The organism is Pseudomonas morbosilactucae (assembly GCF_023241715.1).
In the GTDB taxonomy this organism is placed as follows: domain Bacteria; phylum Pseudomonadota; class Gammaproteobacteria; order Pseudomonadales; family Pseudomonadaceae; genus Aquipseudomonas; species Aquipseudomonas morbosilactucae.
Window position 1 is genome coordinate 23,588 of record NZ_JALQCW010000060.1, and the last position, 10,297, is coordinate 33,884.

Annotated in this window: 11 protein-coding genes; 7 read left to right on the plus strand and 4 right to left on the minus strand. The window is 63.4% G+C overall.

The features are described from left to right. Positions 1 to 3 precede the first annotated feature (3 nt). Positions 4 to 1,188, minus strand: a complete 1,185-nt coding sequence (locus M1B34_RS21855) for a cyanate transporter (RefSeq protein ID WP_268266197.1) — start codon at positions 1,186 to 1,188, stop codon at positions 4 to 6. 275 nt (positions 1,189 to 1,463) lie between these two features. Between M1B34_RS21855 and M1B34_RS21860 the strand changes: the two genes are divergently transcribed. From M1B34_RS21860 to M1B34_RS21880, 5 genes are all read left to right on the plus strand, one after another. Then, positions 1,464 to 3,113, plus strand: a complete 1,650-nt coding sequence (locus M1B34_RS21860) for a phosphoethanolamine transferase (RefSeq protein WP_268266198.1) — start codon at positions 1,464 to 1,466, stop codon at positions 3,111 to 3,113. A gap of 82 nt (positions 3,114 to 3,195) precedes the next feature. Continuing rightward, complete coding sequence (locus M1B34_RS21865; protein ID WP_268266199.1) at positions 3,196 to 3,879, plus strand: class I SAM-dependent methyltransferase; 684 nt, start codon at positions 3,196 to 3,198, stop codon at positions 3,877 to 3,879. A 123-nt stretch (positions 3,880 to 4,002) separates the two neighbouring features. Beyond that, positions 4,003 to 5,136, plus strand: coding sequence for a ribonuclease D (gene rnd / locus M1B34_RS21870; protein WP_123336251.1), 1,134 nt, complete (start codon positions 4,003 to 4,005; stop codon positions 5,134 to 5,136). Further along, entirely contained in the window at positions 5,133 to 5,426 is a 294-nt protein-coding gene (locus M1B34_RS21875) for a YcgL domain-containing protein (RefSeq protein ID WP_123336249.1), read from the plus strand. Before rnd ends, M1B34_RS21875 begins: the two co-directional genes overlap by 4 nt. A gap of 122 nt (positions 5,427 to 5,548) precedes the next feature. Beyond that, positions 5,549 to 6,481, plus strand: coding sequence for a D-2-hydroxyacid dehydrogenase (locus M1B34_RS21880; RefSeq protein WP_268266200.1), 933 nt, complete (start codon positions 5,549 to 5,551; stop codon positions 6,479 to 6,481). A gap of 60 nt (positions 6,482 to 6,541) precedes the next feature. Here the strand turns inward: M1B34_RS21880 and M1B34_RS21885 are convergent, their stop codons facing one another. Then, on the minus strand, positions 6,542 to 7,135 hold the full coding sequence (locus tag M1B34_RS21885) for a nitroreductase family protein (RefSeq protein WP_268263236.1): 594 nt from the start codon (positions 7,133 to 7,135) through the stop codon (positions 6,542 to 6,544). Positions 7,136 to 7,413: 278 nt separating this feature from the next. Here M1B34_RS21885 and M1B34_RS21890 point away from each other — a divergent pair, with 278 nt between their 5' ends. Both M1B34_RS21890 and M1B34_RS21895 read left to right on the plus strand, forming a co-directional pair. Beyond that, positions 7,414 to 7,863, plus strand: a complete 450-nt coding sequence (locus M1B34_RS21890; protein WP_123336243.1) for a YcgN family cysteine cluster protein — start codon at positions 7,414 to 7,416, stop codon at positions 7,861 to 7,863. 33 nt (positions 7,864 to 7,896) lie between these two features. Further along, on the plus strand, positions 7,897 to 9,135 hold the full coding sequence (locus M1B34_RS21895) for a gluzincin family metallopeptidase (RefSeq protein WP_268266201.1): 1,239 nt from the start codon (positions 7,897 to 7,899) through the stop codon (positions 9,133 to 9,135). Positions 9,136 to 9,167: 32 nt separating this feature from the next. Here the strand turns inward: M1B34_RS21895 and M1B34_RS21900 are convergent, their stop codons facing one another. Both M1B34_RS21900 and M1B34_RS21905 read right to left on the minus strand, forming a co-directional pair. Continuing rightward, positions 9,168 to 9,545 (minus strand): YgaP family membrane protein, encoded by a 378-nt coding sequence (locus M1B34_RS21900; RefSeq protein WP_123336239.1) that lies wholly within the window; start codon positions 9,543 to 9,545, stop codon positions 9,168 to 9,170. 82 nt (positions 9,546 to 9,627) lie between these two features. After that, on the minus strand, positions 9,628 to 10,095 hold the full coding sequence (locus tag M1B34_RS21905) for an RNA methyltransferase (protein WP_007926908.1): 468 nt from the start codon (positions 10,093 to 10,095) through the stop codon (positions 9,628 to 9,630). Positions 10,096 to 10,297: the final 202 nt, after the last annotated feature.

The window sequence follows — 10,297 nt, forward strand, 5'->3', positions numbered from 1 at the left end:
TCATCAGCGAATGTGTTGCGGGTAGTGCTGGGGGTTGAAGCGCAGCACCATCAGGATCATCAGGACCATCACCGCAGTGAGGGACCACCAGGCCCATTCGAAGCTGCCCAGTTGGTCGCGAATCACCCCGGCCAGCAGCGGTGAGAGCCCGGCAATCAGGTAGCCGATGCCCTGCACGAAAGCGGTCAGGCCACCGGCCCGGCGCGGGTTGTCCAGGTGGTCGAGAGAGACGATCAGGCTCATGGGAAACAGGCCGCCGATCCCCAGGCCCAGCAGGCAGGGCCACAGCAGGCTCAGGTGTTGCGGGCTGAGGACCAGGCCGCAGAAGCCGGCGATGATCAGCACCAGCAGGACCACCAGCACTCCACGTCGGTCTTTGCTGCGGTTAGCAATGGCCGGGGTCACCAGGCCGGACAGCACTTCCATGGCAGTGAGAAAGCCCAGGAGCAACCCGGCATTCTGTTCACTCCAGCCCTGTTCCACGTAATACGGCGCCAGCCAGGCCAGCACGCAGGTGTAAGCGGCGGTGCCCAGGCCGAAGAACAGCGCCAGGAGCCAAGCCCGGCGGTTGCCGATAAAGGACTCTTGACCCTCGCGGGAGGCTGGCAGCCTGGGCAGGGCGGCTTTTTGTCCGTACCAGAACAGCAGGCCCAGCAGCGCCAGAGCTGCCCAGATGGCCAGCCCCAGGCGCCAACTGCCGCTGCGGTTCATCACCAGTGGGGCGAAGGAGGCCGCCACGGCGGCACCGCCCATGATCGAGGTGACGTACAGCCCCATGTACAGCGAGACGTTGTCGGCAAAGCGCGACTTGATCAGCGCGGGCATCAGCGCCTGGATCAGGGCGATGCCGACGCCCGCCAGCACCGCACTGAGAATCAGCTCGGCCGCCGAGTCGAGAAACAACCGGGACAGGGTCGCCAGGCCGATGATCAGCAGCGACAGGACCACGGTGCGGTGTTCCCCCAGGCGCTGGCTGATGCCCATGCCAAAGAACATCGCCAAGCCCATGGCCATGACCGGCAGCATGGTGAGCAGGGCGGCCAGGCTGAAACTCAGCGGTATTTCCCCGCGGATCCCCGACAGCAACGGTCCGACGGCTGCCATCGACGGCCGCAGGTTGAGGGCCACCAGCACCACACTGAGCATCAGCCAGACGGCGGGGCGAGAGGTTGCACGAACGTTTTCCATAACCAGGCCTTGAAGAAATCAGGCGGCGATTAGGCGTTGGCCTGGGGCGTGGGGCAAATCAGAAAGTCGCGAGTGGTATTTAAAAATCCGATAGCGCGGATCGCCACCCAGTGACGACTGCGGCAGGCATGACCGTCGTGCTCCCTGGCTTAACTATTCCTTGGCGTCTTTTTCACGAAACGTTGATGGCACAGTGCCTAAGGTTCGGGCTGCCATGGGCTGGATCAATCCATGATTCCCGGATGGCGTTTCTTCCCAGGATCAAGCAGACCGTCATGTTGAACATAAAACCCGTGCGCCCCGAGTGGGTCACCCTGATTGCCAGTGCCTTTTTGCTCGTCGGTTTCAACGTTGTACTCTGGCAGCACCTGTTTGACATTACGGCGTCTGACGCTGCTGGCCAGGCCATGCGCCTGGCATTTGGCTTGATGATTCTGTGTGGTTTCAACATCGTCCTGACCTTGGTGGCGTTCCGTCCCGTCCTCAAGCCGCTGCTGATCCTGTTGTTTTTCATCAGCGCCGGTGTGGCCTATTTCATGGCTCAGTACGGGGTCATGATCGATGCCGGCATGTTGCGCAACTTTGCCGAGACCAACGCCACTGAAGTCCGCGACCTGCTGTCGCTGAAGTTGCTGTTGTACGTGCTGTTGCTCGGGGCGCTGCCGTCCTGGCTGCTGTACAAGACCCCGATCCACTATCGCCGCTGGCACCGCGAAGTGCTGAGCAAGGTGCTGGTGGGGGGCACCTCGGCGCTGTTGCTCGGCGCGGTGGCACTGCTCAATTACCAGGGGCTGGCTTCGCTGTTTCGCAACCACCACGAACTGCGCTTGATGATTGTGCCGAGTAACTACATCGGCGCCTCGGTGGGCTACCTGCGGGAGCAAGTGGTGTCGGCCCACCAGCCTTTTGTGAAGATCGGCGAAGACGCGCAGAAGAATCCTACCTGGCAGAGCCACGCCCGCAAATCCCTGACTGTGCTGGTGGTGGGGGAGAGTGCCCGGGCCGAGAACTTCGGCATCCTCGGCTACGACCGCGATACCACGCCGCAATTGAGCAAGGAGAGCGGCCTGATCGCCTTCACCGATGTTCACTCCTGCGGCACCGAGACGGCGGTGTCTGTGCCTTGCATGTTCTCCAACATGGGGCGCAAGGATTACGACGCCAGCAAGGCGAAGAACCAGGAGGGCTTGCTCGATGTGCTCAAGCGTGCCGGCCTGGAAGTGGTCTGGCGTGACAATCAGTCGGGCTGCAAGGGCACCTGCGATCGGGTCACCCTCGACGATGTGAGCAACCTCAAGGATCCGTCGCTGTGCGCCAACAGCGAGTGCCGCGACGAGATTCTGCTCCAGGGCCTGCAGCACTTCATCGACACCCTGGACAAGGACACCGTGCTGGTGCTGCACCAGATGGGCAGCCACGGCCCGGAGTATTTCAAGCGCTATCCCAAGGAATACCAGCACTTCACCCCGGTCTGCGAAAGCAATGCGCTGAACAATTGCAGTCGCGAGAGCATCGTCAACGGCTACGACAACACCCTGGTCTACACCGACCATGTGCTGGCGACCCTGATCGACCTGCTGCGCAGCAACCAGGACAAGGTCGACACGGCCATGCTCTACCTGTCGGACCACGGCGAGTCCCTGGGGGAATACAACCTGTTCCTGCACGGCACGCCCTACATGCTGGCGCCCGAGCAGCAGAAGCACGTGGCGATGCTGGCGTGGTTTTCCGACAGTTACCAAAAGACCTTCTCGGTGGACACCCACTGCCTGCAGCAAAGCCGCGACCTGCCCCTGAGCCAGGACAACCTGTTCCACTCGATGCTCGGCCTGCTGGAGGTCAACAGCCAGGTCTACAAACCTGCGCTGGACCTGTTCGCCGGTTGCCGGGGCAGCCTGGTGGACGGCGTATTGGCCCGGCAATGAGTGTTTGACGCCCCATCGACCTTTTTTTCACGAACCGCCGGGTAACCTGCGCCCATCGGATTTCAACAAGAGTTCGCGAGTCATGTCATCGCAACCCCCACCGTCCATCGAGCTTGAGTTCGCCAGGCGCTATGACCAGGCCCATGCCCGGGTCTGCCTGCAACCGCACCCGGTCGGCCTGTGGCCGAGGCTTATGCTGTGGCGCCACGAGCAGTTGGTGCGCCGCGCCTTGAAACACGCCGGTGAACCGGGGTTGGTGCTCGATCTGGCCTGCGGCGCCGGGCGTTTCTGGCCAGTGCTGGGCGAGCATGGCAACCGGGTGGTGCTGGCGGCGGACCACTCCCAGGACATGCTCAACCACGCCCTGACCCATCATTCGGCCAGCCTGCTCAAGCGCATCAAGACTTTTCAGAGTTCGGCGTTCGACATCGGCCTGTCGGCCAATGCCGTGGATTGCATCTTCTGCATGCAACTGTTTCAGCACCTGGCGTGCGCCGAACAACGCCTGGCTTTGTTGCGCGAGTTTCACCGGGTCAGCCGCGACGGGGTGATTGTCGCGGTGCGCATTGCCGGGCGCTGCAACGGGGTGTCTGGCCGCCTCAATGACCCGGGCAGCCCGTCATGGCCGAGTCAGGGGCAGCCCCTGGCCGACAAGTGGCAGCTTGAGGCCGAGTTCAAGAGTGCCGGGTTCGAAGTCGTCAACCACCAGGATTTCATTCCCGGTTGCGGCGTTTCCCGGGTCTATGTCCTGCGAAAACGGGGCTGACTGATGCGGTCAGGACTATCCTTTGGCGTTTGCAGTTAGTTTCCTACTGGCTCTTGTCGAGTGAATGCTCAGAAATCGCCGGGGGCGATATATACTGCGCGCCATTCTTCAAGGGAGAGCCGTGTGGCCATCGATATTCACTGGATTCGCGACAACGATAGCCTCGGTCAGTTTTGCGCCGAGTGGCAGCAGCTGCCATTCGTCGCCCTCGACACCGAATTCATGCGGGTCGACACCTTCTATCCCATCGCCGGCCTGCTGCAGGTAGGCGACGGTCAACGCGCTTACCTGATCGACCCCCTGACCATCGACAACTGGCAGCCCTTGGCGGCACTGCTGGAAAACCCCGCGGTGGTCAAAGTGGTGCACGCCTGCAGCGAGGACCTTGAAGTCCTGCTGCGCCTGACCGGCAGCCTGCCGGTGCCGTTGTTCGACACGCAACTGGCGGCGGCCTACCTGAACCTGGGCTTCTCCATGGGCTATTCGCGCCTGGTGCAGGAAGTCCTGGGCATTGACCTGCCCAAGGGTGAAACCCGCTCCGACTGGCTGCAGCGGCCGTTGTCCGAGACGCAAATCAGCTACGCCGCGGAAGACGCCCTGCACCTGGCGGAAGTCTTTATCCAACTGCGGCCCAAGCTCTCCGAAGACAAATACAACTGGGTGCTGGAAGACGGCGCCGAGTTGGTGGCCAACCTGCGCCGCGAAGTCGACCCCTACGAGGTCTACCGCGAGGCCAAGCTGGCCTGGAAACTGTCCCGCGCCCAACTGGCCGTGTTGCGCGAACTCTGCGCCTGGCGCGAGCGCGAAGCCCGTGCCCGCGACCTGCCGCGCAACCGTATCGTGCGCGAGCACTCGCTATGGCCCCTGGCCAAGACCCAGCCGGATAACCTCGGCGCCCTGGCGAAAATCGAAGACATGCACCCGCGCACCGTGCGCCAGGACGGCACCTTCCTGCTCGACCTGATCAAGCGCGCCGCCAGCGTCGGCCCGGATCAATGGCCACCGGCAATTGCCGAGCCGTTGCCGATCGAGGCCTCGGCGTTGCTCAAGCAGCTCAAGGCGCTGGGGCAGGCCGAAGCCGAGCGCCTGAACATCGCGCCGGAACTGATGCTGCGCAAGAAAACCCTGGAAAGCCTGCTTAAGAGCGGCTACCCAGACGGACCCTATAAATTGCCTGATTCGCTGCGTGGCTGGCGCCGCGAACTGATGGGCCAGGCCTTGCTCGACAGCCTGGCCAGCTCCGGAGAACAGCCTTGAAACGTATTTGCTCCATCTACAGAAGCCCGCGCAAAAGCGGGATGTACCTCTACGTGCTGAAAAGCGATGCCCTGGAGCGCGTACCGGAAAACCTCCTGCTGGCCTTCGGCAAACCGCAACACGCCTTCGACCTGGTGCTGAGCCCGGAGCGCAAGCTGTCCCGCGAGGACATCCACCAGGTGCTGGAGAACCTCGACCAGCAGGGCTATCACCTGCAAATGCCACCGGCCGAAGATGAGTACATCGAGCATCTGCCGGAAGAGTTGTTGCGGCGCAATGACCCGATCTGACGGGCATCCGTAGCGGCTCGCTCCTGAGCATCCCTGGCAATGGCACTGATTATCTTGGCGGCGGCCGCCGACGGAGCAGACTTCGTCGACGGCCGCTTGCACCGTTTTGAAAGGTTTGAACCATGCGCGTTCTGATTGCTGAACACGATCACGCTATTTACCAACGCCTGCTGCGCGAAGCGGCGCCGGAGCTGGAGGTGCTGACCAGCGGCGACTCCGCCGAACTGTCGCGCCTGGCCGCCGACTGCCCCGTGTGGCTGGGCCAGCCGGACCTGCTGGCGACCCTGTTGCGCCAGGGCCATCAGCCCCAGTGGCTGCAATCCACCTGGGCCGGGATCACGCCCTTGCTGGTGGACGGCCTGCCGCGTCACTACCGCCTGACCCGGGCCGTGGGAATTTTTGGCCAGGTCATGGCCGAATACGTGCTGACCTACATCCTCGGCCATGAACGCGAAGTGCTGGCGCGGCTGGTCAGCCAGGTCGAACGCAAGTGGGACAACCGCCAGGGCCAAAGCCTGGTAGGGCGCAAGGTGCTGATTGTCGGCAGCGGCGACATCGGTCAGAGCGTGGCGCAGTTCCTGCTGCCGTTCGGCGTCGAGTTGTACGGCATCGCCAGCCAGCCTCGGGAACAGGCGCCGTTTGTCGAAGTGGCGGCCCTGGAGGACCTCGCACGCTTGGTGGGCGAGGTGGATTACGTGGTCAACCTGCTGCCCAACACGCCCCAGACCCACGACCTGTACGACGCGGCGCTGTTCAAGCGGTTCAAACCCACGGGCCTGTTCATCAACGTCGGGCGCGGAGTTTCGGTGGTTGATGCGGACTTGGTGGAAGCCTTGAAGGAAGGCCATCTGGCGGGAGCGGTGATCGACGTTTGCCGGCAAGAACCCTTGCCGCAACGGCATCCGTTCTGGACTGCCTGGGGCCTGCTGCTGACGGGCCACAGCTCGGCACCGACGTCGCCCACCCTGATGGTGCAGCTGTTCCTCGACAATCTGCGGGCCTATCAGGCCAGCGAAGGGCTGCGCGGGGAAGTGGACTTCGCACGGGGTTATTGAGCCCAAGCTTGTGGGGCCTGGCGGGATGAGCGGGTTGCCCGCCCATCCTTGAACCCAGGCTTACAGGCTGAAATCGCCCTCGGCCACGGTCTCGCTCAGCGGCCGGCGCGGGCTTGGCTCTTCACGGGCTTGCAGGTACTCGGCCAGGGTCGACTTGTCCCCCAGCTTGCCCACTGCCACGGCAGCGTGCAGGGCATACCCTTCTGGAATCTTCAGCTCCTTGCGGGTCAGTTCCTGGTCGAAACCGGCCATGCCGTGGGTGTACCAGCCGCTGAGGCTGGCTTGCAGGGCCAGGTGGCCCCACGCCGAGCCGGTGTCGAAGGTGTGCCACAGGGCCGGGCTTTCTTCAGCCGCGCCAGGGGCGGTGAAGGTGGTTTTCGAGATCACGATCACCAGGGCCGACGCGTGTTGCGCCCAGCCACGGTTGAACTCGTTGAGCAGGCCCAGGTAGCGCTCCCAGTTCGGCGTGTCACGGCGCGCGTAGAGGAAGCGCCACGGCTGCGAGTTATAGGCCGACGGGGCCCAGCGAGCGGCTTCGAAGAAACTCAGCAGGGTTTCTTCCGGGATGCTTTCGCCAGTGAAGGCGCGGGGCGACCAGCGCGCGGTGAATTGAGGGTGGATCGCGTAGTCGGCAACGCGGGAATTGGCGCTCATGAAAAGACTCCAGGCAACGTTTTCAGAAAAAAGAGGTGGAAACCGGCGAGCGCAGTTGAGCTGAGCGATGGGGTTTTCCTGACCCTGTGCAGTTCACCGGGTGCGACGCGGTCGAGCGTTAATGGCACACGAACCAGGGTCGGTCCGATTGGCAAAACTACTGCGCGGCGCCACGGCTGGCAAGTAGGGATCTACCGACAGTCGCCAGTGCTTGGCCCCGGGGCCCCGGGGCACTAGACTGGCGGCCTTTTCACTCCGTTGATACTGATACTCGAACCATGGCCGCCAAAGTCGAACCTTTCTGGATACGCAAAACCCTCGAACAACTCGATCAGGAGGAGTGGGAGTCGTTGTGCGATGGCTGTGGCCTGTGTTGCCTGCAGAAGCTTGAGGATGAAGACGACAACACCGTCTACTACACACGCATTGCCTGCAAATTGCTGGACCTGAAAACCTGCCAGTGCAGCGACTACGCCAATCGCCGTGCCTCGGTGCCTGACTGCATCCAACTGACCCCGGGCAAGGCCGACCAATTCAAGTGGCTGCCGCCGACCTGTGGCTATCGCCTGGTCAGCGAAAGCAAGGACCTGCCGCTCTGGCACCATTTGGTCTGCGGTGACCGCGACGCGGTGCACCACGAGCGTATTTCCCAGTCCGGGCGCATGCTCGCCGAAGGCAGCGTGCCGGAAGACGATTGGGAAGATCACCTGATTTTCCGCGCCGGCTGATCTCGCCGCCGCTGGCATCACCAAGGAGTGTGTATGGCTGTGGGAGCAAGGCTGTCGCTGGCCTCGCTGCTGCTGGTGCTGAGTGCGCCGGCATGGGCGGTGAAGAAGGTCGACCTGGACTACCACGTGCGCTTTCTGCCCCAGAGCGATCAGGCCGAAGTGCGCCTGACCCTGGCCGATGGTGCCGCGGTGCGTAGCCTGGATTTCGCCCTGGGCCAAACTGGCGATTACAGCGACTTCAAGGCCGATGGCCAGTGGCAGGCGACGGCGGCCAGTGCGGAGCACCCGCAGCGCGGCGTCTGGCGCCCGGCCAGCGGCCAAGCCAGCCTGAGCTACCGTGTACGCCTGAACCACAGCCTGAAGAAAGCCGGCTTCGACAGCCGCATCACCGCCAACTGGGCGCTGCTGCGGGGGGAAACCCTGGTCCCGGCCGCCCGGCTGGACCAACAGGATGGCGTGGAGTTGGTGTCGCGCCTGACCTTCGACCTCCCCGGCACCTGGAAAAGCGTCGAGACCGCCTGGCCGCGTATCGGCAAGAACCGCTTTCGCATCGACAACCCCTCACGCCTGTTCGACCGCCCCACCGGTTGGATGCTTGCCGGCGCCCTGGGCAGCCGCCGCACCCGCCTGGGCCATACAGAAGTCACCGTGGCCTCGCCCCAGGGGCAGGGCATGCGGCGTATGGATGTGTTGACCTTGCTGACCTTCGTCTGGCCCCAGGTGCAGGCGGTGTTCCCCCAGCAGCCAAACAAATTGCTGGTGGTCGGCGCCGCTGATCCTATGTGGCGCGGCAGCCGCTCCGGGCACCATTCGGTCTACCTGCACAGCCGCCTGCCACTGGTCAGCGAAAGTGGTAGCAGTGGGGTGTTGCGCGAGTTGGTGCAGGCGTTGACCCGCGTCGATGACCGCCAGCGCAGCGACTGGATCAGCGAGGGCTTGGCCGATTACTACGCCATTGAGTTGCTGCGCCGGGCTGGCGGCATCAGCGATGAGCGCTATCAGGCGCTGGAAGCGCGGCTGGCCAAGGACAGCCACAAGGTCCACAGCTTGCGGGGCGAGCAGGTGGACAGTGCCACGGTGGCCAAGGCGGTGTTGCTGCTGCAGGAATTGGATCGGGAGATTCGCCTGAAGACCCGCAACAAGCGCTCCCTGGACGATGTCTTGCTGGGGGTGATGCGGCTGGGCAGCGTGAACACCGAAGAGTTCGTCAAGCTCAGCGAGAGCGTGCTGGGAGAGGCTTCGACGGTGCTGGACAACGACTTGCTGCGTTGAGCCCGCTCTGCCAGGAGCGGGCACAGCGGTGATCAGCTACCGGCTTTGGGCGATTTGGCCGAATCATTGCTGGCGGCTTCAGCTTTGCGCCCGGCGGCTTCGGCATTGGCCTTGAGGTTCTTCAGTTCCTGACCGGCGCGTTCGATCTTCGAGCGTACGTTGTCCATGTCCCGGCGACTTTTTTCCAGCAGACTCTTGGCTGAGCTGTGGCCGGTGATGCCGCGGGCCAGGGCCACCCCGCCGATGGCTACCTGAATCAGGCCGAACACGCCGCCCCGGCGCAGGCCCTTGCCCATCATCACCACGCCACCGGCCAGGGAACCGATGCGTTCCCAGCCCTGGACGTTCTGCGTGGGCGGGGTCTGGAAGGGCGTGGACTCGATGATCTGTACCGTTTTGCTGTCGCTCATGTTCTGTCTCCAGAGAGGGGAAGGGCTATAAAGCTGACTGCATCAGGCGCCTGCTCGTTCCATCCGATGTGCCGGCCGTCTGTCAGAACTTGGGCCCGGAGCGGGTGTTGTTGCCCTTGGCCAGGCGGTCGTAAAGCACCACGTTGACCGTGGCGGCCAGGTTCATGCAGCCGGTGGTGGGGATGTAGACCACGTCTTCGCACCAGTCGCGGATGTCTTTGTCCAGCGAGCCGTCTTCGGGGCCGAAGATGTACAGCGCGCGATCCGGATGGGTGTATTCCGGCAGCGAACGGGCGCCTTCCACCAGTTCTACCGCGACCGGTACGCAGCCCAGGGGGAGGATTTTCTTCAGGTCGTCGATGCCGATCAGCGGGATGTCCTGATGGACCTTCTTGGTATCGGTGACAAAGTCCCGGGCCCGTTCATAGCGCTTGCCGGTGTAAAACACCGAGGCGACGCCGTAGCAGCCGGCGGCACGCATCACCGAACCCACGTTCTCCGGCGACTTGGGGTTATACAAACCAATGCAGCTGTACCTTTTGTTTGCCACGAGCGGGGAGCCTTCGAGAAAAAGCGCGATTATACGGGGATTGAACAGGCTGTGGCGGCCCCTTGCGCACGCCACCCCCTGTAGGAGCCGGCTTGCCGGCGAAGGGCCCTTGAGCCTTGCACCGCCCTTGGAACGCGATCGCTGGCAAGCCAGCTCCTACGGTGATGACCGAGCCAATGCCAACACCTCGCGTAGGACGCCG

Bases quoted from the DNA above. Each gene is read 5' to 3' on its own strand.
- M1B34_RS21855 (WP_268266197.1), bottom strand. From the start codon at position 1,188: ATGGAAAACGTTCGTGCAACCTCTCGCCCCGCCGTCTGGCTGATGCTC.
- M1B34_RS21860 (WP_268266198.1), top strand. From the start codon at position 1,464: ATGTTGAACATAAAACCCGTGCGCCCCGAGTGGGTCACCCTGATTGCC.
- M1B34_RS21865 (WP_268266199.1), top strand. From the start codon at position 3,196: ATGTCATCGCAACCCCCACCGTCCATCGAGCTTGAGTTCGCCAGGCGC.
- M1B34_RS21880 (WP_268266200.1), top strand. From the start codon at position 5,549: ATGCGCGTTCTGATTGCTGAACACGATCACGCTATTTACCAACGCCTG.
- M1B34_RS21885 (WP_268263236.1), bottom strand. From the start codon at position 7,135: ATGAGCGCCAATTCCCGCGTTGCCGACTACGCGATCCACCCTCAATTC.
- M1B34_RS21890 (WP_123336243.1), top strand. From the start codon at position 7,414: ATGGCCGCCAAAGTCGAACCTTTCTGGATACGCAAAACCCTCGAACAA.
- M1B34_RS21895 (WP_268266201.1), top strand. From the start codon at position 7,897: ATGGCTGTGGGAGCAAGGCTGTCGCTGGCCTCGCTGCTGCTGGTGCTG.
- M1B34_RS21900 (WP_123336239.1), bottom strand. From the start codon at position 9,545: ATGAGCGACAGCAAAACGGTACAGATCATCGAGTCCACGCCCTTCCAG.